The sequence below is a fragment of the Aquibacillus sediminis genome (genome assembly GCF_005870085.1).
Classification (GTDB): Bacteria; Bacillota; Bacilli; order Bacillales; family Amphibacillaceae; genus Aquibacillus_E; species Aquibacillus_E sediminis.
Genome location: NZ_SZNM01000003.1, coordinates 81,092 through 104,611 on the forward strand (window position 1 = coordinate 81,092; position 23,520 = coordinate 104,611).

A 23,520-nucleotide genomic window follows, 5' to 3' on the forward strand; every position below is an offset into this window, starting at 1 on the left:
CTTTGTCCCAAACTCCAAAGGAAATACTCAAAAACGATATAAAGTGAAACTTCAATAGTTGGGATTTTTATCCATCCCCCACTTACACCTCTTATTGCTACCTTGTAAGCTTGAAGTTAGGCTTAACGCCAGTTGCAAATAGGATTTCTTAGTTCCCACCTTGTTTGTCAACCCATAATAAGAATTTTTAATAATTTGTTCATAACTTTGTTAACTAATTGTGAAGTAATGAACAAACGTATTTTAAAGACTTTTTATACATGTTAGTATATAAATATAGAAAGACAAACAAGAATTCTTGAAAAATCGAATGTGAAGTAATGAACAATATAAGGAGATGATTTTTATGTTAAATATGTTAAGAAACAACAATGTCGTGGCTGGTGTATTAGCAATTATTCGAATTTATCTTGGGTACAGCTGGATTACGAGTGGTTGGGGTAAAGTTACTGGTGGCGGATTTGATGCAAGTGGCTTTATTCAAGGCGCAGTTGCCAACTCTAAAGGCGAAGAGGCTACCGTTCAAGCTTGGTGGGGTGCATTTCTAGAAACGTTCGCTCTTCCAAACGCTGATCTATTCACATTCATGGTTATGTGGGGCGAAGTACTTGTTGGCGCAGGATTAATTGTTGGTCTTTTCACAAACTTTGCAGTACTAATGGGACTTGTAATGAACTTCTCTTTTCTATTAAGTGGTACAGTCAGCACGAATGCACAGATGGTAGTACTTGGCATGTTCGTACTAGTAGCAGGTGCTAACGCTGGCAAATTCGGCCTAGACCGCTATGCAATGCCATACCTGAAAGGTCTATTTACAAATAAAACAGATAAAAAAGTTCAAGAAACAGTAGAAGCATAAGTAAGGGTGCCAGGCACCAACTAGCGTATAGCCACAAACGGCTATACGCTTATTTTTGATTATGTACTCATTTTTTGTTTCTTTTCAACTATTTTTTTAATTACTATATAACCTAATGGGGATAGTAAAACGGCTGCTCCTGATGAATATAAGATATTGGCGATGATTATTGCATCCCAATTTAAACTTGCCCCTGGGTGATTAACTGCTTGAGCTTCAAAATAATTTTTGATCGAAAAAGCTAACAAACTAATGACAAACAAGGCAATCACACTTGTTAGCCAACAAGTTAATTTGCTTGTATCCTGTTTGATACGATAGCTGACAATCACAAATACCACAATCGAAGGAAACACAGTTGCCAAAAAGATTGGTATAAACGGAAGATATGGATAAACGCTAAGAACCAATGATCCTAAAAAAGCTACGAAAACACCCGCCAACATACCGCTCCACCACATGGGATCCACTCCTTTTTATCGTCCATCTTACTCCAACATTTAAACGTTTAACAACTAACGAACATAACTTTAACGATATGGCGGTGAACTTCCTCCTTGTTCATGTAGCATCATTTGCCCTCGTTTCACCTTATAAACGAGATACCAGCTCCCGCTTTGTCCTTGGTTCAACCATGTTTCCGTAAACGTAACGAAGTAGCTTTCATGACCGTTTTCCTTTACTTCTGTGGTTCTTGTCACCTTGTAATCAGCTATTGTCTCTTCTATCTCCCCTATTTTTTCAGGAAATTGTTCAATGGATGTGCCCTTTCCCGAAGTCGCAAACTGTACCGCATCTTCTTTTGTAAACGGCGGTAAATCTGGGGAGATCATTTCTAAAATCCCCCATGAAAATCCATATAAAACAATTGGGACAATCAAAAAACCTTTCATGCTTTTTTGTTTTTGATTACGAATATAGATCCAACGGTCGGTGATTGCATAGAAAACCGCTGCACCCATACCGTATAACGCAAAGGTCCAATGTTGGAAAAGTAGGCCATTCGCCAAACCAAACACACCATGTAACAAAATAAACATCCAGTGCCTATAGGGCAACCACTTTCTGAAAATAGATTCGATCAAAAAGGAAACAGTATTCCCATATACTAGCACAATTGCACCGACATAAATCATATAAAAATAGGACCCTGCCATCAGTTTATTGCCGAGGTTGTACGTTTCACTTGGTTGACTCATAAAAGTGAACGCAAGTAATAATGAAATCATCGTGACGGTAACAAATGTCGTGATCAGCTTTCGATTAATAACCTTCCCCATGTTCCCCATCCTTTTTCTTGACTTAACAAAAATCCTGACTGATTTTTTCATCAATACAACGGCTTCTTTTTAGTATGCTTAGTCATAATAGTTAGATTCAATCCAAACAATAATAGTGACATTGCTTACTTTTATGGTTCACTCCACCACCTGACTTGTTGCTATAGCTACTGCGTAAAAATTTGCTTTATACAACAAAAACACGACTTCCTATTCTAATCGGTCACCGTTTCTCTTCACTCCCCTCGAATCGTAATCAAACTGATTTGACTTTGATTTAAAAAACGAATCGGAGCGAGACTAGTGCCAAGTCCGCTATCAATATAGAGACGTTGATTCTCGGCTAACGGATAGGTGCCTTGATCCAACTTCGGAAACAACCCTTGCCCAGGAGCAACTATTGCTCCAACAAACGGCATTCTCACCTGCCCTCCATGGGTATGACCACTTAAAATCAAATTTGCAGGCATATCTGGATAGTTTTTAACAATGTCTGGGTCATGAGATAACAAGATGGTATAACGATCTTGTTCGATAGTAGAAAAAGCTTTTGCCGGATCTTCATGATTGGTCGAAGCATCATCAATACCAACCATGTTAAACTCAATACCATCCACCTCGATTGTCTTACTTCGATTGTTTAATAGTGTCACATTACGCTCGCGTACACCTTGTATAAAATCTTCAGTTTCAGTATTTTCCCACTCGTGGTTGCCAGATACAAAAAAGATATCTGAATTTATTGCAGTCAATTTTTCAATAAGGTTATACATGTGCTGAAAGTCTTCCGTACGTCGATCAATCAAGTCTCCTGTTAACACAATTAAGTCCGCATTTAAGGATTCTACTTCTCGAAGCAATGGTTGATTATCCTGATCAAAAACCTTGTTATGGACATCACTTATTTGTAAAATTGTCACTTCTGTTCCTTGAGAAAGTTTGCTACTATCAAACTCAATTGTATTTACTTTAAAATGATTGGTATCATAATAGATTTTTGCAACTATAACAAGTATAATCACTAGAATACCACACAACACTAGCCACTTTTTCATTTCGATGACCTACCTTCCTAAACGAACGCCAATACTTCTTTGTTTACTGAATCGTGTTATCATCACCATATTCCAACAACGGATTATACATCATTAGTGCATGGTTTTCCGTCACGTACTGATCATCAATCTGCTGTTTTCGGCCATTAAAAACCTTCCTATGAATGACATTATGACGCACATAATAACCCCAATGCTCATACGTAATTTTATGATCTTTTTCATAGATTTGGTAACTCATTGTTTCTGGATGTAAGCTACGCCACTGGCCAACTAAATGGTGATCCGTTAAATTCAAACAGAGCTGATACGTATTTTCGGTTTGATTTAAAATCTGTAAATCTAAGTAATTGTAGACACATGTAGCCCCACTTCCAAATGGTTGGGTTCGATTGACATCAGGAAACACATCATAACTATGACGATGGCGCTCCGTAACCGTTAATGGTGTATGTAAAGTAATCCAATAAATGAGATTGGAAAGTTGACACAAGCCACCACCAGTACCAGCTTTAAACGTACCATAATGAAGGACCATCCCCTTTTTATATCCCTTTCGCTTCGTGGGACGCCCAACCCGCTTCCAATAGGAGAACGTTTCCCCTGGCTGAATAATGATACCATCTAATTGTTTGAGCGCGAGTTGCAAATTAACAATTTTATTTTCTTGGTAGCCCATTTCGACATCTTTCAATTGTCGACGTAAAGGGGTTTTATGTTGTTTGATTTGATATGGATAAGAATTCCGATCTATCGTGGAAGCGTAATGTTTTCCATCGGTATACCATTGCGCCCTTCTTTTTAAACAGTAGTAGTTCGCACCTAAATAGACTCTAAGATTGCTTCTAACTTTTGGTTTTAACTTTTGCGATTGTAGTAAGTCCCATTTCATACAGCGGCCCTCCTCGTACTATTCGGTTATGTACTCCCAATCCAGCTCATTATTTTCCACTAATGATTCAATTGTTTGTAAGTGATTCGCTTCGTTTACGATTTTATAGCGACTTAAGTACTGGTCATCCAAACTAATATGTAAAAATTCTGATCGATAATGCTCTTCTTTTACTTTATTCGTTACGACAAATCTTAACTCATACTTACGAAAGAACGCTTCATCATCTTCTCGTTTTAACTCTGCCTTTGATAAATCGTTTATGATCTGGTCTATGATAGTTTGATCTTCAATCTTTATAAATGCTGTTCGATCTGGCAACGTTGGATTATCATCTGAAGGCTGATTGATGGTAAGCGTCATACTTTCAACTTCCGTATCTTGCTTCAGTTTACTTTCATATAGCTCAGAAAATGTTGTGTATTTGCTCTGATCAAATAGAACGACCATACCTAACACTATAATCCCAATAACTAGTAAGACTACTTTTTTATTCTTAATAAACCCACTCAATAAAAATGCCAATAGAGCCATAGCTACAACCACTAAAAAGATGTCCATTCATCTCCCCCCTAACTTGTTCCATATACCAATTCAAGGCTTTTCTTTCCATTTCTTTTACAAATGCGTCCTTCCCAGTTATATATGCTTCCACATCATACGGAAATTGTTGTGCCAACACCTGTTTCATATCCCCATACCTTTTCTTGTCATCAGGATGGCTTCGCAAATAATCACGAAAAGCTAGGTGACACTTAATGTCAGCACTACCTACTTCAAAATATGGACGTGGTGGGACCGTTTTCCTTTCCCTTTGCGAAAAAATCTGCGACCTAAAATACCATACTCCCCCATAGGCTCATAGCCAATCTCTATCATTTGTCGATTGTAGTGATGAACAACGGAAATAGCTTTTACCACTGGGATAATATCAATGACAGGTTTCGCTTTTAATCCCGGAACCGACGTACTACCAATATGATGTATCGCTACGATTTCATCTCCGAAAACAGCTTTTATCTTGTCTGCCTCTTCTTCAAACATCAAAGGCCATTTCAGATCATAAGCACACACTTCAACTTTTCTCATACAACCTACCCCAACTTTCTTATTATCCCTATCATAACATTAATTCGTGGGATACGGGGATGGGACATGGGGACAGGGACTTTGTCCCAGTCGAGGTGGGACACGAAACCTGTCCCCTTGTCCCAGTTCTCTATTGTATATTGCTCGCATAACTATCTATTGGAGTATAATTTTAATGGAGGGGAATTCATGCAGTATTATTATGGGAACCAGATGCCATTACGTGTCCTTGATGAGGCGGAGTTTTGGAAACACCAAGAAGAGGAGCATACGGTTGTGATTAGGGAGCTTGTAAACAATCTTGAACCACAATTTTTAGAGACATTAGAGGAGTGGGAAAAACCATTCGCTCAAACACACCATCGGGTGGTCCGATATATTGAAACAGTTAATCGAATGCAAGGGCAAGTAAGCCAGTCACTCTATCAAGATACATTGCAACTGACCACCTTTTGCCTAGAACAAAGCAACCAGTTTATTGCATTTTGTCGGAAATTAATGGATGAGAGTGAGCCGATCCAAACCAACCAAACAGCTCAAGTTGTCATGAATCACATCATCGTTGAATCAGAAATTTTATCGGAGTCTCCCAAACCATCCTATACCAAAAGTAAATGGGACACGGGGACAGGGGCCTTGTCCCAGTCGAAATGGGACGCGAAACCTGTCCCCATGTCCCAGCTATAGAACATGGATGTGTTGTCCCTTTTCTTTAAGCAGTTCTTTGTAGAAAGGGTCGTTTCCAATACAATATACATAATCACATAACGAGATGATTTCCTCCATATCATGTGAGGTATATATAATCGTTTTTCCTTGTTGTTTCGCTAACTGTTGTAAGTAGGTGCCTATTTCTTTTCTTGATTTCAAATCAATGCCAACGGTTGGTTCATCTAAAAGCAGCAACTCTGGCTCATGAATCAGACTGATCGCCAGATTCAACTTCCGCTTCATCCCTCCTGATAAGGATTGAGCTTTTTCCTTCCATTGATCCAACTTCATATCTAAGCACAACTGTCTAAGTTGCTCTCGTGACTTTTTCCCCCACGATAATTGTTCAAAGAAAACCATATTCTCTTCGACAGAGAACTCTTCCCATATCGCGATATTTTGGGGAACGTAACCGATTTTTTGGCGAAGTTTACGTTGATCTGTTTTATATGCAAGATCATGATAGGTAATCATGCCTTGTTCAGGTTGGATCAATGTTGCTAAAATAGTCAATAGCGTCGATTTTCCTGCACCATTTTCACCTACCAAGCCAACGATATCCCCTGGATTCACTTGAAATGAAACATCTGCTAGTACTTGCTTAGAACCGTACTGTTTTGTTAAGGATTCCACTTTAAGCATAGGTTCTCTCCTTTCTCCAATACCAAACACAGAAAATGCTTAGCAACACTACGAACAAACTACTTAACACTTGCCCGTTGAGAAAAGCTGTAATCGGGCTCAAATAACTGATCCATGGCAACATTATTGTTAACCCATCAATCGGTACAAGTGCGCCACCTATTAAACCCAACAATATCGTTAAGCTTAACGCGGCAACATAATAAAAAAACGGTGTACGAAAACGGAGCGCGAATAAAAATGCGAGCATACTAATCGTAATCCGAAAACTGATCATAGCGAAAAGATGATCAAACTGAATCGATTGCTGAAAGTAGAACAAGAGAAGACCACTATTAACCAAGTCGGCGACGAACAGTACAGCCAAATAAATCAGTCCATTCCGAACCAAGTAAGATTTGAATGAAATTTTTAACAAAGATAGCCTTTGTTTCATACTGGGACGTTGCTCTTTCACCACCCAATCAAAGAGAAAGAACGTCGTTAAAACTGCGATTGAAGCCCAAATTCCCCAAACATTCCAAACGGACGGTGGTGCAGATTCTTTTTCCTGTTTGGTTTGTTGATTGTAAAAAGAAAAACTAGAATGTAACAAAGACTCCCGTTCGCGAATTTGATCGCTTGTTGTGACAATCTCATCCCATGACCAATCACGCTCCACTCCGTATTGCCCGGGCAATTGCATAATCGTATGTGCCGCTTTCGAACTTCCTGCATCTCGTTGGATATGTGAAGCCACCGCTTCTTTGACAGGTGTGTATGCCAAAGACATGTCCGACACATAGGCGGTAATCAGTTGGTTGCGACGATTGCTTTTTATATGTTCTTGATAGCCTTCTTCAATCACAAATACGCTATCTAGTTGATGTTGTTCCAACTGAATTAATGCTTGTTCAGTTTCCAAATTAGAAACAGCAAAAAGGGCATGTTCGTTGATTGCTTCTACTAACTGTATCGCCATCTGTGAATCGTCCTCCACAACAAGTCCAATTGGTATCTTCGTATCTTGTTGCCAGTTGTCTGCTGTTGTAATAAATATACAAGTTGCAAGCATTGGCAATACTAGCCAAAACAGAAGACTCCATGCTTGCTGGCGCCAGTGCAATAGCCGTGTTAATAAGATCGACTTCATGTTTGACCACGCTCCTTCCACATCGACAGCCCAAACAAAAGCAATACCCCCACCACTGCATCCACCAATAATACGGTGTATTCAGCATGGAGCCGCACTTCGATTGCTACCTCTATCAACCAATGGAAGGCTTCAGTTGAAAAAATATAAGGGAGAATTTCTTTTACTTTTTCAGGAAAATACAAGGACGGCAAGATCGCTCCGCTCATAAATAACACGATTCCAGTTAAGACAACTTGAAGCAATAACGTAACTTTTTTTGATTTCAACACTAGATCAATCATCGCTATCCCTGTTAAAAAGATAAGCTGATACAGACCAATTAATAGACTAACCCGCCCATAATCGATCAGATAAAATTCGATCGTGTGGATTTTTATATATAGATAAAAGCCAATCATGGCAAGTATAAATCCATAGAAAAACGCAATAAGTAAACGCGAAAAAACAGTTTCAAACATTGTTACCCCATACAGCCTGATTCGATTCCACATGGTATGCCCGTCTGTTTTTCCTAACAATATATAGATCCCGAACACCCATATCGTGGATAAAACAAACCAACCAGATAAACTATAATATTTTAAAGGAGACGCAGTTGTCACGTTAGTTATTTCCTCTGTTTGAATTGCTTGGTCTTTCGATAAAGTAAACAACAAAAACTCATTAAACTGTTGCATTACCATCTCTTCTCGTTCTCGATCATTTATTGGTAGCCGTTTTGCATAGTCATTGATCGTTAAAATATTTGCTTGGGCAGAAGCAATATATCTCGTCATACTATCGATCAGTTCTTTTATAATGTAGCTTTCAATCGGCTTGTCTGGATCACCAACAATAGGGACTTCTACAGAGTTGCCGTTATACAAGTCGCTTGTGAAATTTTTTGGAAAAGTAATGAAAGCACTAACTTCTCCATTTGTTAATGCTTGACTAGCTTCTTGTTCCGAGTATGTATTTATATGTATATAAGAATCTAGCAAGGAGGCATCATCGATCAAACTAACCATTGTCGCTGTTTCTTCAGATTGGTCTAGATCAACTAACCCTACTTGTATCACTTGTTCTTCGGTTGGAAGAAAGAGAGATACCAGAATAAAAAAACATAAACCAATAATAACCATAGGAAACAGCAAAAGAAGAGGAAGAGACTTCCACTTCTTTTGTAACTGTTTCTGATAGTTTTTCATAAAAAATAGTAGTCGCCTTACGTTCATACTATTCACCACTTCCGTTCATTAAAAGCCCTTAAAAGCCTGCCCCCATAAACATCATCAACCATTGCTGTAACTGTGGGGAAAATTCTTGCGTCATATACGTCTCAAGTTCTGCTTCACTCATCGCACCTAGATCGACGACTTCTTTATCATCCATCCCAGCATCAATGCTTTTCACTAATGCTGCATCGGTTGTAACGTTTAGTTGAAAAATATCTTCACTAAGTCCTTCGCCAATAAATGAAACATGGTGGTCTGCGTTCATTTGGTCTTGATCATAAGTCGATTTTCCATTCCAGTTCAGTTCAAATGGAGATGGAGAAGCAGGATCGCTAAACGCAAATGTACGATCAAATTCTCTTGTACCATCCACTAGTTGTTCTGTAGCGCTATAAGTAAGTTCCGTGTCTTCTGATGAAAGTTTAATAGAATCATCGGCAGAACCATCCTGCCAAGAAAGGTCCCCAGTTACGTTGACGGTGGATTCATTTGATGGATTTTTATCCTCTAGTGCATAATCAAATGTTTGCGTGTTGTTCTGTAACGATTGTGTTCCTACCAACGAAAGCTCAGCTAATTCCGCTTCAGATGGTCCAATTTTGATCGCAACATCACGTTTCACGATCAAGTCATTGTCAATCCAAATGGTAGATATCAAGCCATCAGGAATAGTTACATCTTCTAATCCCGTTTTAGCCTCAGCAATTGCTGTGTCATATTCCTCTGTTAGCTGTTCGATTTCCTCTGTCGTATAAGGAATAGGTGAAGAGGATTGCTGTGTTATGATTTCTTTCAACCTCTCATCATCTTCTGCTTCTGTTAAAACTTTTTCTATGATACTTTTAATCTGCTCTTCTGAGAGCGCAAGCGTAACTTTTGTTGCTTGCATTGATTCTTCGTTCACATCTACTGATTCCTCTTCAGAAGTAAAAGCTTCCTCAGGCAATTCATCATAAATCAGTTTTAAATAAGTATCCTGAATATACTCTAGGTCTTCTTCAGGAATGGGTTCTTGATTAAACAATGCATCAAAATTAATTTCTTCTTCCCCTGTAAACGCAATTGGATCGAATGTGTGTAACAACCCACTTAGATCACTTTCTTTTACTTGTACATACTTATCAAGGAACGGCAACGAGGCCATCGCCTTATCAGCCGTTACATATAGCTTGATGTCCTCAAGAGAAATACCAGCAACACCGGCACTCAATGCGGCAGTCATTTCTTTATTTTCAGGATCCACACTATTCTCTATCGTAATAGAGGAATTATTAATCAATGGCTGAATCCCCATTGTATCGAATCCAGATGGATCATTGTAAGATGCTGAAAGTTCGATTGTTGATTCGTTCGGTGTTTCCTTCATTTGGTCCATCCATTCCAACTCATCACCATAACGATCTTCTACTACTTCTGTCATAAAATCCCATGACGCTTTCTCTGCACTAAAATATTGCTGTTTTGGATTCTTGTTTAAAATTGCTGCTGCGGATACTCCTGCAACAACCACGATTGCAGCTACAATAAGTCCAATCCAAATACCCTTTTTATTCAACTTCATTCTCCTCTCCATTTTACAAAGCACAACATATCTCTTTTCCACTATAAAACAATGTTCGACAAATTACTATAGAATCCGCCACATTACAGTTTTTGGAATATCGTTTACTTTTTTTGAACCCAAACATCTCCTTTAAGCTTCGACCTGTTCAAAACGTCGTTCATCGTACAGCAATTTAGGAATCATTCAACAATTTATATGTATATTCCGATTCAGTAAGGTTTGCTACTATAATGTTGATAATTAGAAATTAAATGGAATCCTCAACTTAGGGGGGTTTTTGCTCTTTTCCATTGAGTGTTAGTTCACAAGGAGAGATCCGCATACCTTGAACCAATTGGGGTGTTAGCATTCGATTACTCCAACTTAAATATCTCCATTTCCTATCATGTTTTGAAGTTGGAGCTTTCGGACGGTTGCATCGTGATAAATGGTCCCTTACTTAAGTCCCCTCCTTCTCTAATTAAAAATAAAAAAAGCATTAAATGTACTACTCATACAATTTAATGCTCTTGATCCATATTTATGCGGGACATGTCCCCGCGTCCCGGTTAGTCCAATTTTTTAATAAATTCACTTGTTAACTGTTCGGCTTCTTTGTCAGAATAACGATTAGGATGATAACCAAACATATAGTATCCCTCATCATCCTCAATATAATATCTATACTCGGTACCATTAAATGCAAACAAAACTTCTTCTCCAGCAAGCTCAATCCATGCTTCTTCTATGCCATCCTCTTCATTATTAATCATGGTTGGCACCTCTGCCTTTTTAAAGATAAACCAAAATTGCAAGTCGTCATGTTCTGCATAAGGTGGCGTTAGGAACTTCATTCCATTATCTTCTTTATATTCTTCAACAACAATTTCATTCTCAAAATGATCCTGCCTTTCTTCCCTGTATGTGTAATATTGCACATCAAGTTGCAATGATTCTCCTGTTTGAGTATTGTATGAAACAAATGCATTGCCAATTTTTAATTTTTCCATTTCTGGAATAAATATATTTTCTACACCTAATTCCTGTCTACCCTCGGCCCTTATTTCTTCTATTTCACTGTCGTATTGTGTTTTATCATCCTGTTCAACTTCAACCCGATCCTGTTTTTCTTCCTCATTTAAAGGTTGTTCACTATCTTCTGTCTCTTCTTGTCCTAATGATTGTGTAGATCCTTTTGTAGTGTCCTCTTGTTCATTTGTGCCACAGGCAACAATCATCAAACTAAAAAAGAACAACATAGTTAAAAATAATACACTCTTCACAAAAAAATCCCCCATATACTTTTCTGATGCGGGACAAAGGGACAGGGACCATGTCCCACTACTATCAAACGAATGAGTGGGACAAGAAACCTGTCCCCGTGTCCCACAAGATTTTACATAATTTTCAAATAACTGGTTGAAATAAATAGTTTTTCCTTATATAATCCATATAAAGTAACTGGGATTTATACAAAGGTGGAATGAATGTGGATTCGAACAAAAAAACTTTTTACCTAGAACTCAAAAGCGTGTTCCAAGAGTCATTGGATCGAGAACTAAACGATAAGGAAATAGAATTCCTTAAGTGGTTAGCTTCGTTAAAAACTAAGATATAACATCATCTATTTCCCTATATTTTAACTCTCGCACGAGCATCATAATAAAATCAGTTTCTAAATTTAATTCAATAGACTTATGATATGCTACTATTAACAGTTCATCACTAAGGTAGCGTAAACTACTCATCTAATCAGTCCTTTTATAGTTATCGCATAGTGACTGCTATTTTCTTATAAAAACTAAAGTAACACAACATAAGTAATAGATTTGTAAATTGATTTACACAGTTTTTTCTTATTTAGAGTGAGATAATTATATATTGATGTTTTTCCATAATTTGTTAGTGGTAACTAGGGTACTTCCGGAACAACGGAAACTTTTTAACAGACAATATTTATTTTCTATCAACTACATCATTATGTACAAATGACCGCACCTATCCTATCCATTTCATTCATGTGAAAGTATTTTTTTCATTCTAAATTTATTATTTTCTTCCTTGATTTTCACCATACCATTTTTCTTGTAAACCTCAAGTGCTCGTTCATTCTTGGTGGCAACATTGAGGTGATATTCAAAAACATTAGAGTTAATAAAAAATTTTTCCACATACTGAATCAATTGTTTTCCTAACCCTGTATTTCTATATTCCGGTACGATGTAGAATAGATTAACATAACCTATTCTCTTTCTTTTACACTCCACAATATCAAACCCTATTTGTCCAATTGGGGTATGGCCATCCTCAACAATTAGCTGTCCATCAGGAAAGTGACGTATTCGGTCTTCCAGTCGTTATAGATATGAAAATGAATCAAACTTTTCCCCGTCACTTGCAGCAATTGAAAATGTATCATACCTAAACTTAACCAGTAATTCCCTATCCTTCTCAAGATCAATTGTTCGAACGTTCATTCTGAAATCCTCCAAAGGTGCTTATTAAACCAATCAATAGACCAGCTGGGACAAGAGACCTGTCCCTTTGTCCCAAAAAATAGAGATGGTACGTAACCATCTCTATTTTTTCACGTGCTATTTTTAAAGTGATTTCAAAGCGTCTTCTACAGCTGTATCACCTTCCACCAGTTGAAATCTTTTCCCAATTAAGGAATCGTTATCAACTGTGGCTAGGAGAACTTTGGCTACATCTTCACGTGGAATCGATCCTCGTTCCACTTTTTCAGCCACCTGCACCTTTCCTGTTCCACTGTCATTGGTCAATCTACCTGGATGAACAATTGTATAATCTAAATCGGTATTCAATAACCATTCATCTGCATAAAGTTTTGCTGCTACATATGGTGAAAAGGAATCTGGAGCTTCTAGCACTGCTTCGCGACTTGTATCAAACGAGCTTACCATGACAAAGCGTTTGACACCAACTTGTTTCGCTGCTTCGATCGTCTTCACAGCACCATCTAGATCAATTAGAATTGTTTTATCAGGACCAGTGTGTGGGCCGGAACCAGCAGTGAATACAATCGCATCGACACCTTCAACAGCCTTTGCAATGTCATCAATACTTCCTTCCAGGTCAACAAGTGCGGTTTCAGCTCCTAAATCCTTAAAATACTGTTCCTGCTCCTGCTTACGAATCATCGCTTTTGCTTGATGTTCGCCACTTTCTTGAATATATTTCACTAAATGTTTACCAATTTGGCCATTGGCACCAACAACTAAAATGTTCATATGTACCATCCTTCCCTTTCAAAATAGGATTATTTTCCTTACTATTCCATCTTACGGTCTGCACCCGCAAGAATCAAATAATCTGAAAATAGGTGGGACATGGGGACAGGTCCCGCGTCCCACATAAAACTGGGACAGCAAACCTGTCCCCATGTCCCATGAACCCCTTCGACCTAGTTCACATATCTTATAATAGTTTTAGTGGTTGGAGGTGGTCATACTGAACCATGTGGTAAAATCTGGGGAAACACTTGCACAGATTGCTTTAGATTATCGGAAGTCATTAGCTGAAATTACTGCAGCGAACCCTGGGATCAATCCAAATCTTATTTACCCCGGTCAACCGATTGTCATTCCTGGTTTACCAGATCCAGATACGATTCCTTATCGTATTGTGGTATCAATTTCTAATCGTTCCCTACAGTTATACAGCAATGGTAGTTTACAGCAACAATACCCCATTGCAGTAGGAAGAATGCTGCACCAAACGCCGATTGGTGATTTTGTCATTATTAATAAGGCACCAAATCCTGGTGGACCTTTTGGTACGATGTGGATGAGTTTATCCAAGCAACATTTAGGAATTCACGGGACAAATGATCCGAGTTCAATTGGTAAGGCGGTATCAAGAGGATGTATTCGTATGTATAATCAAGACGTGGAAGCATTAGCAAGCATTATTCCTATCGGTACTAGAGTAGAGATTCGACCATAACCATGAAGTTAAAAAAATGACAAGCACCCATAACCGTGGTGCTTGCCACCTTTTTTAGCGTTACTTTAAGCAACTTTATTTTTATTCTTCTTTTTCGGCTTGAGATAAAGCCCAAGTTCATTTTTCTCTTTTGTTAATGAACGATGAAGTGATATCATCATCAATATAATAATGAATGAAAAAGGGAATGCCGCGACAATCAGCGCATTTTGTAATGCTTCTAACCCGCCACTATATAACAAGATCAATGCAATAGCAGATTGGATTACTCCCCATGTTAATTTCACTCGATGTGGTGGTGTTAACGAACCGTATGTTGTTTGCATCCCAAGCACAAATGTCGCTGAGTCTGCTGAAGTAATAAAGAATGTACCGATTAATGTAAGTGCAATAATTGTTGTAAAAGTAGACATTGGTAATTCGTTAAATACAGCAAATAGGACTTCTTCGGATGCCAATTGCGCAATATCAACGTTGACTAGGTTTTGCACTTCAATTGCAGACGTACCAAATACTGCAAACCAAAAGAAACTTACCAACGCCGGTAATAATAATACCCCAATTAAAAATTCGCGAATCGTTCTTCCTCGTGATACACGAGCAATAAAAATGCCGACGAATGGCGACCATGAGATCCACCATGCCCAATAGAAAATAGTCCAATCATTAATCCATTCACGATGTCCATCTGATAGTGGCGCAATTCGGAAACTCATTCTAATTACATTCTGAATGTAGCCACCAAGTGAATCTGTAAACATATTTAAAATAAGAATCGTTGGTCCTGCAATAAATACTATTGCAAGTAATGCAACAGCTAACACCATATTCGTATTACTTAGAATTTTAATCCCTTTACTTAAACCAGACCATGCCGAAATCATAAATAACACTGTCACAACAGAAACAATCACCACTTGAACGGTAAAATTGTTAGGAATTCCGAACAAATAAGTCAGCCCTCCATTAATCTGTGCTGCTCCCAAGCCTAATGTTGTTGCAACTCCAACAATTGTTGCAAATACAGCTAACACATCAATAATCGTTCCGATTGGTCCATCTGCCTTCTTCCCTAACACTGGCGTTAATGTAGCTGAAATCAGACCTGATTTCCCATGACGGAATTGAAAATAAGCTAACGTCATCGCCACTAATGCATAGATCGCCCATGCGTGAATTCCCCAATGGAAAAAGGAATGCCGCATCGCTTCTTTGACAGCTTCATCTGTACCAGAATCAGCCGTTGGCGGGACCATGTAATGGGACAATGGCTCTGCCGCTCCCCAAAATACTAAGCCAATTCCCATACCAGCACTAAACAACATCCCAAACCATGAAGGGGTTGAATACTCTGGTTTTTCACCAGCTTTTCCTAAGGTGATTGCTCCGACAGGACTGAAAATAAGAAACACACAAAAAATAACGATAACGGAAACTAAAATTAAATAGTACCATCCAAAACTAGTGGATAGAAATGATTGAATGTTCCCTGTCACTTGTTCAAAACTATCTGGTGCAGAAACACCAAAAATAACCGCTGCTAATGCTACTGCGGCTGATATCCAAAAAACACTTGATATTTTTGTCATCTAAAATTCCTTTCTGTTCAAATATCTGTTATTCTATCATCATCTTAATCATAGGGATTTTCTAAGTAATCCTCTAACTACCTTTCCATGAACGGATTTACAATTAGACATAAACTAACAAATTGCGACAGAATGGTACAACTTAAAAGTTTAACATAATTCGTCTACTTTTTCTGCCTATAATTATATTTTTTTCAACTTTTAAAGAAATTATCACTTTTTACTTGGGATAGAAACCATATCTTTTGATAGAAACTGAGGGACAACGATGAAAATTGTACATATTTTATTGAACATAGTTGTTATATACATTTTTTACTGGACTGGTGTAAAACTACAACAGATCCTAAACTTATTTATTCCAGGTAGTGTGATTGGGATGATTTTTTGTTTTCTATTTCTCCACTTCAACATAATCAAGCCTAGCTGGGTGGAAGCTGGTGCCCGTCTATTAATTTCCTACATGCCACTGCTATTTATCCCGGTTACCGCCGGCATTATCAATTACCTCGGATTTTTTGCTGGGAAAGGTATGGTATTGATAGCTATTATCGTCATCAGTACTGTTCTAGTCATGATCAGTTCTGGTCACATTGTTCAATATATCATGCATCGAAAGGAGACTAACAATGACTGATCTACTAATTGGACTTGCGTCGATTGTGGCAACCATTACTATATTTGGGCTTGCAAGTATGATTTATAAAAAATATCCAATCTCGATTTTGTTACCAATTTTAACTTCTGTTCTAACCATTGTTAGTCTGTTATTACTGTTACAAATTCCTTATGAAACCTACATGATTGGTGGCAAATGGTTAGATCATTTATTAGGGCCTGCTGTTGTCGCGTTGGCTTACCCGTTATACAAACAATGGCAGTTGTTAAGAGCATATATGTTGCCAATTATGATGGGGGTATTTATGGGGTCAATCATTGGGGTTAGTAGTGGGATCGCACTTACAAACTGGTTAAGTTTTACCGAAGAAATACTTTACTCCATTGCATCAAAATCCGTAACGACACCAGTTTCCATGGAGGTTACAACCACGATTGGTGGTGTCCCATCATTGGCTGCCATATTCGTAATTATTGCAGGAATTACAGGTGCCACTTTAGGAAAGGTTATTTTTTCTAAGTCAAAACTAACAAATAAAATCGCAACCGGTGTTGGAATGGGGACTGCCTCCCATGCAATTGGTACTGCCCGGATCATGAGAGACGGCGAATTAGAAGGTGCTGTTAGTAGTGTCGCCATGACCATCAGCGCCATCATCGTAGCAACCTTCACCCCATTTTTGGTGCAAGTCCTATTATGATAGTGCCTAGTCACTTTTTCTTTGCCAATGCTTTTCGGTTTTCGACCATTGGTGGTTGTTCCATCCAGCCATTTCTGATTAACAGGTTTGTCCCGTCTTCAGCATATAGTCCTATCTCAGCAATAAATTTACTGTATTTCAGGGCAATATCTCTTCTAGTTGCAGCTGAAATCGCTGCACCATAATAACCAATTGCAGCTGCAATCAAACTGACGACGTGAAATAACATCAATTTATCAGAAAAAGGCGGAACAGTAGAATTCGTGATCTCTGATTGCCAATCCTTAGGAGAAGAAATATGATCCTTGTTCAAAAGTGTATTTATTTCTTCCATCTGACCTTCACACACTTTAATTCCTCGTAAAAGGTAATCGCGTACTTCGTTGGATTGGGCAACTTGACTAAAAGCTATTTCCAGCACAACTTTCATCATCGTTTTGATATAGTTATAATGCAGGCCACTAATTTCAATCGCATTTAAAGAGCGTTTTCTTCCAAACCATCCTGTCAAATAGTTTTGATTTTCAATGAAATCTATTCCACTTGGGGGCGTCGATCTTGGTGGTTCACTATAAATCCCCTTATCTAACATTGTACGCACGATTGTGTCATAAAGGTCAGACGTTTCGATTAAGCACTGTTGAAAATATCTCCGTTGATCCGATCGAATCGAGGTTGTAACACATAATGAATAGCTTGACATGCCATGAAGTGTCATCACTTGAAGATAGGCAAGTACTAAGTGATCGGAAAATAACTTCGGTGCCTCATAATGGACGTCAGCCTCTGTAAATCCTTTTGGAATCGGATATTTTTCTTGTTTAAACATAGATTTTAATGTATCAATATGTTTTTCTGACATTTTAATCGACTGTTTAAGAATGGCTTTTACTTTACGATCCTTACATTTTTTCAGAAAATATGTAAGGACATGTTTCGACATCGTATCGTTAATATATTGCGTCCAAATATCAGCGATTTCGGGTAGTGTCCGTCTAGATTGATTATTTTTCTGCATCATTTATGTACACTCCTCGTCCATGTTCATCTCGATTAGTTTGGCAAAAAATAGTGCTTTTATTCCTTCATTCTTGTTTTTTCTGTAGTTAGTACTTTATATTGGATACGCCGACCGCACGACACATTCCTTTTCTTTATGCGTATTTACTTTTAAAAATGTGAGATCGCGTAAAAGGGAGCCATATGAACGCAGTCTAGAAAAAAAGTAATCGATCATAAAAAATTCAATGAAGTCAAGTTCTTCGACATCGTGGTATACCTAATTTTATTTTGCAAAAGGGCTGCTTTTTATTGAAGATTTGCTATTATGGGCAGTCATTAGCTAGTTAACAGGTCAGCCCCTACGTTAGAAGCTTACGTTTAAACGTTTTCCACTAAATATTGTATATTTTGGCCTTTTTCTTACATTCCACTGCTCAACATACAGCTTTTGTTCAACAACACCCTCTTTAACCAAAAAGAAGTAACCACCACCTATACAGGTCATGATTACTACTTTTAGTTATGGTGCCTAGTCACCGATTGTCATCGTTTAATCGATGCGGTCATGCGAATGTAGGTGTGGCGTTTTCCTCTGATGGCGATCGAGTAGTCCATGATGTTTTCTGGTATGGCAACTCCTGTATAGCCTGCATCGCCAATGTGGTGGATGTCAGCACCAACCATTTTATTTTGTAACGCTAATTGCTTAATAGTATCCGAGTCCGCTCCCTCTTGGCTTGTGCCAATTGTTGTCATTGCAAGTGCGCCATATTCATGGGCAAGTGCCACCCATTGATTCGCACGTTGTACCGTAATACCTGGAACCGTTCCAGGTGACGGTAGTAGAATAACATCTGCCCCCGCTTCCACAAATGCTTGGATTGTTTTCGGGTTTAAAATATCTTTTCCCACTTCCCCTTTAACACCAGCGCCATGCATTTTACCTGCAATTATAAATGCGTCATCACCAAGAATCGCATTTGCTCGACTTACTGCTTTGGTAATTTCTTCGTTGGTTACACCAGTTTTTGGATTTCCTGTTAAACAGATAAAATCAAGTCCTAGCTGTTTTGCTTTGTGTAACGAATCCTCTGTCGCCACCCTACCTGTTGGCAATTCCAGTAACGTTTCTGCAGCAGTCGCGCCTTCATCAACTGGTTCCAAATTAATCCCAACAGGACGTCCTGTCAGCTCTTTTAAACGTGCAATTACCTGTTCCCCCTGTTCGGTAATTCCAGCAACTTCAGGCTGAAAGACGTCAAGTACATTTAGTAACAACAAATCGGCTCCAAATCCTGAAACGAGCTCTGGATTTGTAACAGGCGGATAGAGGGATGGTGCCGTACTTACCACTTCAGTAACAATTGTTCTTCCTTCACTCGCTTGAATCGCTTCCAATAGCTCTCTTCCATTTAACCCTTTAAGATCGGAAGCAAAACAATTCAATGTACGTTGCATTGATTTCCCCTCCAAATGAAGACTTTCTTTTATTATACCCTTTGCGGAAGCGGTAACAAAACCCTTTTTCCAATATTTTGTCGATTGAACAAAGGGGAACCTCATCCAGTACATTATAAACGATCGATGACGTCTAATGATCTACTTCAAACATGTATAGCAACGAATGTTTCAACCGTAGCCCGCCACCAAATACTAAGCACATGATCATAGTGACAAAGTCAACAAACTAGTTTAAACATTTGCCTCAGGACCGTTTTGATTATCGCTATTTGGCCATGGTTAACCCCATATGTGCCTAACTTCCCTCCAATAGATAGTGACCTATGTCCTAACTGGGACAAGTCCCCTGTCCCCATGTCCCAGTTTTGATCTTGGTGGAGAGGTCTGTGGGGAGCATGTATGTGTTTTCGTTAGCAAGTTCTTTGATGCATGGAAGGTAAGGAATTTGGGGATAGACTTTTTGAACGGTTGCTTGCACACCGTTTGTTAACGTAACGAGACAATTTTCTGGATAGATGTGTAGCAATTGCATGAACCTATTTCCAATCTCGTATGTTTCCTTATCGTACGCTTTTTGTGTTACTAAAACTTCTAGTGCTTGGTGTGCCTTGTATTGTTGATGGTTGCTCCCTACCAAAGTCATTTCACTAAATTGGTCGATAAAGGTTATCATTTTCGCTGCTAATCTTTGCTCCTCAGCTTGATCTGTCTGAGGGATCCGGTGTAATTGCTGGTAATGAAGATATAAGAGGTTCGCTACATCGTTCGTGACATTCCCTTTTGCTAATTCGATACTCCATAGGGCATGATGGTTCAGGATGTCTCTTTCTTCTTTTGTAAGATCATGTTTTTGTAAGACATGTTTCGGAATATGTAATCGACCTAAATTAATTAACAGAGCAGCTGTGGCTATCGCTTGTGGATTTTTTACAGCTGTTTCGTTATGTCTTATATATAAGTGAGTGAATAAATAAACATCCACTACATGTAAAAAACTACGATAATCCCAATTCCGTAATTCAACCAATTTTTTAAAAATCCAATAGGCATTGGCTGCTTCTTGTTTAAAGTTCTCTTTCACTCTAACTAGATACTCCATCTTATTTAATGAAAAGCCGTATCGCGTTTCACTCACTAACTTTGGAACTACTTCCTCAAATAAACGCTCCATTAATCGTTTACGATACTGAATCATAGTAGATGATTTCTGTACATCGGACCAATTTGTATGGTTATAAGCTGTTTTACCATAATGTTGTTTTAAATACGTATCGATCTTTTCCCGTTGTTTTCGAATAATTGGATCGATTTGATAAGCTTGCAGTGTCTCGCTGTCCGTCATCAAACTCCTCCCTTTTGTCGTCTATCGAGCCCATGAATAAAATGTTGACCGATCCTCCTCTTTCGAATATGCGGTATGATCATACAACATTGCCGTAGCTTCAGTATGCGATTTAACTGAAGTTGAGAGTGACGGTTGTTCTTGAACGATCTCAACCGGTGTGTGTAAAGATACCTTTGCATACAAAGCTTCAATCGCTTGATTCGTCATTCGAATACATCCATTGGACACATCTGTTCCAATTTTTTCTGGCTGATTGGTTCCATGGATGGCAAAGGTTGGATCTGATAATGCAAGTGCCCGTGTTCCGTATGGATTGTTAGTAGCACTATAGTAATCTCGATTTGGCATGACCAACTTCTTTTCGATCGAAAATTCTCCTATAGGGGTGGTATCATTTTCGCCTAGTGCTACAGGATAGCGGTCAAGCACCACATCCCCTGATACAAGTAATAATTGATGGGCTGCTTTTGAAATAACTAAACGTAACGGCTCAAAATCTATCGCCATTTCCTCACTCACACGAGGGATGAGTGCTTTTTCTACCAACTGTTTAATTTTGCTCGGTTGCTCCGACGCAACTGGTTGGGGATGGTAAATCCACCCTGCTGATTGAGAAACATAATCTGTGGCCACTTGATTTGAATGATTTATAGGATTGCTTGGGATCGCTGTCAAGAAATTATTAGGCTGTGCCTCTGTTAGTTTGGTTAGTTGTTTTGGCATCTGACCGTGATGTATCACATATTGGTAAAGTGCATTGCGAATCACTGTACTCGCTTCCCACAGCTGTTCCCTTTCAGCTATCTGTTCATCAGATTCTTTTGGCAACCTATTTTCTACTGAAAGGGATGGATTTATATGCCTTGATGCGTGATGCTCGGGTTGCCCATTTTTTCCTATTGATTTCATTTGCATCATCCGGTCCTGATTACTAGCTGAATCCGTTGAGAAGAATAGATAGAAAATCATTAAACCAAATGCAATGAGAAAGCCAATCAGAAAAGAAATAGTAGCTAATAACACCAAATCCGACTTTCTCCAAGTTGTCCCCTTTTTCACATTGGCATACCCCTTTCTTAGCCCATAATTTATGTATATGGAAAGGTGGATAAAATAGAATTAAATTTATGTTATAAATGAAAGGGTATATTTTGCGAAATTTCTACAGTTATAAAAGCATTTGGGAAAAAGCTGTTTGCAAAGCAGGAACTAAATGTACGAAGATGTATATTTCACCTTTTAATAGATACCATTTGCTAGATTTGCACTTTTCGTTCATAATGAAATGTTGAGAAAACTACATGGAGTGTGAATAAAATTGAGCAAGCCTAAAAGAAATCAACCTTGCCCGTGTGGAAGCGGAAAAAAGTATAAAAAATGCTGTGCGTTGCACAATGTTGTTCAGTTCAATCCAACAATTTATAATGAGGAACTCACCCAACTACATAAGGATCTTATTGCATTTGCCAATAATGTATATGGCGATACAATCAAAGAAAAAGCAAATCAATTATTCCCAGAAGTAGAATATACCAATCTATTAGCATGGGAAATCTTGCAAGCGCCCGTAAATGAATACGAGGAAACAGTATTTGAGCTCTTCTACTTAAAACGTGAAGGAAATTTCCAATTCACAAGAACAGAGGATATTTTCACAAGTTGGGGTGAACGAACACCTTCTGTTTATCAAGTCACGACCACTGACGCTGAACAAAACAAGGCATCAATCAAAGATATTCATACCGAAGAAGTCTTTCAGGTATCTTTCCACCAAAAAGCTATCTATCAAGCAGGAACATTCCTATCAGGAATTCTAGTACCGTTTGTGGAGTATCACAAGTTCCTACACGCACCGGTAGTTATTGACAAGAAGGAAGAAGTGATCGTTGAAAGCTTTTACTTACATTATGACCAAGAAGATAGATTCATGAAAAACTATCCAGCGTTGTTATGTCAGTTACTTTCAAATTCTTCCCCAACGTCTTCAGCAACAGAAGTGAAAGACACTACTATACAACTAAAACAAGACCAAGCAGAAGATCAGGTACCAGCACCCACAACTGAGCGCCAGTCCACATCCATTGATTGGGCCGAACCAATCTATGAGCAAGTAGCTCAACAATTTTCAGAACAAATGTTAAACAAAGGAATCAAGGATCAATTAATCAAACACGGTATAGTATTATGGGAGTATTACTGCAACAAAAAAAATCCTAAGCTTAAAAACCCAGCAACATATGCCGCAGCACTGGATTACTTAATCCATACTTCTTATGTAGAAGAACATAATTCCACCCAAAGCAGTGTCGCTAAAGAGTACGGTACTTCTGCAGGAACGGTTTCTAGTAATTATCGAAAACTAATCACTGAATTAGAAGAACAACTGTAAAATGATAGGGCTGGAACAAAAGCAAGTGT

General features: G+C 38.4%; 23 protein-coding genes and 2 pseudogenes. 6 read left to right on the top strand and 19 right to left on the bottom strand.

Features of this window, described 5'->3' with window-relative positions; genetic code table 11:
* Positions 1-346: 346 nt before the first annotated feature.
* Positions 347-859 (top strand): DoxX family protein, encoded by a 513-nt coding sequence (locus tag FCI53_RS03975; RefSeq protein WP_138416067.1) that lies wholly within the window; start codon positions 347-349, stop codon positions 857-859.
* Positions 860-918: 59 nt separating this feature from the next.
* Here the strand turns inward: FCI53_RS03975 and FCI53_RS03980 are convergent, their stop codons facing one another.
* The 6 genes and pseudogenes from FCI53_RS03980 to FCI53_RS22165 all read right to left on the bottom strand — a co-directional run bounded on the left by FCI53_RS03980 (position 919) and on the right by FCI53_RS22165 (position 5,175).
* Complete coding sequence (locus FCI53_RS03980; protein ID WP_138416069.1) at positions 919-1,320, bottom strand: hypothetical protein; 402 nt, start codon at positions 1,318-1,320, stop codon at positions 919-921.
* Positions 1,321-1,389: 69 nt separating this feature from the next.
* Positions 1,390-2,139: a hypothetical protein gene (locus FCI53_RS03985; protein WP_138416070.1), complete on the bottom strand. Its 750-nt coding sequence runs from the start codon at positions 2,137-2,139 to the stop codon at positions 1,390-1,392.
* Between the two features lie 236 nt (positions 2,140-2,375).
* Entirely contained in the window at positions 2,376-3,194 is an 819-nt protein-coding gene (locus FCI53_RS03990; RefSeq protein WP_138416072.1) for a metallophosphoesterase, read from the bottom strand.
* 43 nt (positions 3,195-3,237) lie between these two features.
* Positions 3,238-4,086 (bottom strand): VanW family protein, encoded by an 849-nt coding sequence (locus FCI53_RS03995; RefSeq protein WP_138416074.1) that lies wholly within the window; start codon positions 4,084-4,086, stop codon positions 3,238-3,240.
* An 18-nt stretch (positions 4,087-4,104) separates the two neighbouring features.
* Entirely contained in the window at positions 4,105-4,647 is a 543-nt protein-coding gene (locus FCI53_RS04000) for a hypothetical protein (RefSeq protein ID WP_138416076.1), read from the bottom strand.
* Positions 4,583-5,175 (bottom strand): annotated as a pseudogene (locus FCI53_RS22165) (GrpB family protein). The gene FCI53_RS04000 and the pseudogene FCI53_RS22165 overlap by 65 nt, the downstream one beginning before the upstream one ends.
* Positions 5,176-5,364: 189 nt before the next feature.
* Between FCI53_RS22165 and FCI53_RS04010 the strand changes: the two are divergent.
* Positions 5,365-5,789 (top strand): annotated as a pseudogene (locus FCI53_RS04010) (DUF2935 domain-containing protein).
* Positions 5,790-5,856: 67 nt separating this feature from the next.
* Here FCI53_RS04010 and FCI53_RS04015 read toward each other — a convergent pair.
* The 8 genes from FCI53_RS04015 to FCI53_RS04050 form a co-directional block, all read right to left on the bottom strand.
* The gene (locus FCI53_RS04015) at positions 5,857-6,528 is read right to left on the bottom strand and encodes an ABC transporter ATP-binding protein (RefSeq protein WP_138416078.1); all 672 of its coding nucleotides are present in this window, start codon (positions 6,526-6,528) and stop codon (positions 5,857-5,859) included.
* Positions 6,521-7,660, bottom strand: a complete 1,140-nt coding sequence (locus tag FCI53_RS04020) for an ABC transporter permease (RefSeq protein WP_138416080.1) — start codon at positions 7,658-7,660, stop codon at positions 6,521-6,523. The genes FCI53_RS04015 and FCI53_RS04020 overlap by 8 nt, the downstream gene beginning before the upstream one ends.
* Entirely contained in the window at positions 7,657-8,877 is a 1,221-nt protein-coding gene (locus tag FCI53_RS04025; protein ID WP_138416082.1) for an ABC transporter permease, read from the bottom strand. Before FCI53_RS04025 ends, FCI53_RS04020 begins: the two co-directional genes overlap by 4 nt.
* Positions 8,878-8,908: 31 nt before the next feature.
* Entirely contained in the window at positions 8,909-10,432 is a 1,524-nt protein-coding gene (locus FCI53_RS04030) for a DUF6583 family protein (RefSeq protein WP_138416084.1), read from the bottom strand.
* A gap of 557 nt (positions 10,433-10,989) precedes the next feature.
* A complete protein-coding gene (locus FCI53_RS04035) occupies positions 10,990-11,703 on the bottom strand; it encodes a hypothetical protein (protein ID WP_138416086.1) in 714 nt (237 codons plus the stop codon).
* A 324-nt stretch (positions 11,704-12,027) separates the two neighbouring features.
* Positions 12,028-12,168: a sporulation histidine kinase inhibitor Sda gene (sda, locus tag FCI53_RS22010; protein ID WP_138416088.1), complete on the bottom strand. Its 141-nt coding sequence runs from the start codon at positions 12,166-12,168 to the stop codon at positions 12,028-12,030.
* Positions 12,169-12,432: 264 nt separating this feature from the next.
* Complete coding sequence (locus FCI53_RS04045; protein ID WP_342774170.1) at positions 12,433-12,774, bottom strand: GNAT family N-acetyltransferase; 342 nt, start codon at positions 12,772-12,774, stop codon at positions 12,433-12,435.
* Between the two features lie 246 nt (positions 12,775-13,020).
* The gene (locus FCI53_RS04050; RefSeq protein ID WP_138416092.1) at positions 13,021-13,671 is read right to left on the bottom strand and encodes an SDR family oxidoreductase; all 651 of its coding nucleotides are present in this window, start codon (positions 13,669-13,671) and stop codon (positions 13,021-13,023) included.
* 220 nt (positions 13,672-13,891) lie between these two features.
* On the opposite strand from FCI53_RS04050, the gene FCI53_RS04055 reads away from it, so the two are divergent.
* Positions 13,892-14,386: a L,D-transpeptidase family protein gene (locus FCI53_RS04055; RefSeq protein WP_138416534.1), complete on the top strand. Its 495-nt coding sequence runs from the start codon at positions 13,892-13,894 to the stop codon at positions 14,384-14,386.
* A 65-nt stretch (positions 14,387-14,451) separates the two neighbouring features.
* On the opposite strand, the gene FCI53_RS04060 is transcribed toward FCI53_RS04055, so the two are convergent.
* Positions 14,452-15,975, bottom strand: a complete 1,524-nt coding sequence (locus FCI53_RS04060; protein ID WP_138416094.1) for a glycine betaine uptake BCCT transporter — start codon at positions 15,973-15,975, stop codon at positions 14,452-14,454.
* Between the two features lie 268 nt (positions 15,976-16,243).
* Between FCI53_RS04060 and FCI53_RS04065 the strand changes: the two genes are divergently transcribed.
* Positions 16,244-16,612, top strand: coding sequence for a CidA/LrgA family protein (locus tag FCI53_RS04065; protein WP_246050004.1), 369 nt, complete (start codon positions 16,244-16,246; stop codon positions 16,610-16,612).
* Entirely contained in the window at positions 16,605-17,294 is a 690-nt protein-coding gene (locus FCI53_RS04070) for an LrgB family protein (RefSeq protein WP_138416096.1), read from the top strand. The genes FCI53_RS04065 and FCI53_RS04070 overlap by 8 nt, the downstream gene beginning before the upstream one ends.
* 10 nt (positions 17,295-17,304) lie before the next feature.
* Here FCI53_RS04070 and FCI53_RS04075 read toward each other — a convergent pair whose 3' ends face one another.
* The 4 genes from FCI53_RS04075 to FCI53_RS04090 all read right to left on the bottom strand — a co-directional run bounded on the left by FCI53_RS04075 (position 17,305) and on the right by FCI53_RS04090 (position 22,161).
* A complete protein-coding gene (locus FCI53_RS04075; RefSeq protein ID WP_138416098.1) occupies positions 17,305-18,315 on the bottom strand; it encodes a DUF3231 family protein in 1,011 nt (336 codons plus the stop codon).
* 524 nt (positions 18,316-18,839) lie between these two features.
* A complete protein-coding gene (locus FCI53_RS04080; protein ID WP_138416100.1) occupies positions 18,840-19,754 on the bottom strand; it encodes a DUF7916 family protein in 915 nt (304 codons plus the stop codon).
* Between the two features lie 331 nt (positions 19,755-20,085).
* Complete coding sequence (locus tag FCI53_RS04085) at positions 20,086-21,099, bottom strand: HD domain-containing phosphohydrolase (protein ID WP_138416101.1); 1,014 nt, start codon at positions 21,097-21,099, stop codon at positions 20,086-20,088.
* Positions 21,100-21,120: 21 nt separating this feature from the next.
* Positions 21,121-22,161, bottom strand: a complete 1,041-nt coding sequence (locus FCI53_RS04090; protein ID WP_138416103.1) for a L,D-transpeptidase — start codon at positions 22,159-22,161, stop codon at positions 21,121-21,123.
* 259 nt (positions 22,162-22,420) lie between these two features.
* On the opposite strand from FCI53_RS04090, the gene FCI53_RS04095 reads away from it, so the two are divergent.
* Positions 22,421-23,491, top strand: coding sequence for a YecA family protein (locus FCI53_RS04095; RefSeq protein WP_171038054.1), 1,071 nt, complete (start codon positions 22,421-22,423; stop codon positions 23,489-23,491).
* Positions 23,492-23,520: the final 29 nt, after the last annotated feature.